Origin of the sequence: Rhizobium sp. L43 (genome assembly GCF_002531725.1) — a bacterium.
In the GTDB taxonomy this organism is placed as follows: domain Bacteria; phylum Pseudomonadota; class Alphaproteobacteria; order Rhizobiales; family Rhizobiaceae; genus Rhizobium.
This window is the reverse complement of record NZ_NWSQ01000095.1, coordinates 1-664: the sequence shown is the minus strand read 5'-3', so window position 1 is coordinate 664 and position 664 is coordinate 1. Positions and strand designations below refer to the sequence as shown.

Below are 664 nucleotides of genomic sequence, written 5' to 3'. Positions count from 1 at the left end.
GTCGAGGTCCATTTCGTGGTGAACCCGCGCCGAAGCATGAACCCAGCCGAGACCGCCTTCGTACGGACGATTCATGAGATGGTCGCGAAGACCTCGTTGGAGGAGCGCACCTATCTGTAGGGCGACCATCTGGGTTGTCGCGCTGCCCCGATCGGTAACGACTCAGTCCGTCGCCTCGCGGAACCTCATCGCCTCAAGCAAGAATTCGCTCGCATTGCGGATCTCCTCGATGAGGAAGTCGCGCGCTAGATCGGGCTGGTCCTGGCGCAGGGCGCCCATGATTTCCTTGTGCCTGTGCGGCGCCCGGCCGAGCGAGCTTCCCAGCAGCGCCCAGCGCGCCTCCCAGAACATTGGGCTGCGGCGAAGCCACAGGCTCTCGATGAAGCTGAGCAGCAAGGTCGAACCGGAGGAGCGGTAGAGCTCGAACAGGAAGCCGGTATCGGCTTGCCGCACTCCTGTCGGATCGCTGGCGAGCCGGGCGGCTTCATGCTGCGCCACGAAGGCGTCAAGCCGCTCGAACTGTGCGGGCTTCAGATGGGGCGCGGCAAGCGTCAGCGCCAGCGGCTCCAATTGCAGGCGCACCGCCGTCAGTTCGGAAAACTCGCGCCGGGTCATGCGCGGAACCACGGCCGTTCCCGATGGCTTGGCATCCAGCGCTCGCTCG

General features: G+C 65.2%; 1 protein-coding gene. It reads right to left on the bottom strand.

The features are described from left to right. Positions 1 to 162: 162 nt before the first annotated feature. Positions 163 to 664, bottom strand: a 502-nt coding sequence (locus tag CO667_RS34580; protein ID WP_143540789.1) for a GntR family transcriptional regulator, incomplete at its 5' end; no start/stop codon positions are given.